Here is a 209-nt window from a genome sequence, read left to right on the forward strand (position 1 = left end):
AGAGTAAGACGCAGGCCCTTTTGAACCTTTTGGTTTGTAAAGAAGAGGGGCCTTCCGGTAATGGCTGCCTCCTCCATAGTTTGGTTGTAAGTTCATACTCTGAATAAACCTTTTATAACAGTGATGTCAGCAGGTGCTCGTGAAACCAATTTTTTGAATGTTTTGTATGGATAGTGGTGACAATACAAAGGTTCAAAATGAGTCAGGAT

Origin of the sequence: Parendozoicomonas verongulae, assembly GCF_009711465.1 — a bacterium.
Taxonomy (GTDB): domain Bacteria; phylum Pseudomonadota; class Gammaproteobacteria; order Pseudomonadales; family Endozoicomonadaceae; genus Sansalvadorimonas; species Sansalvadorimonas verongulae.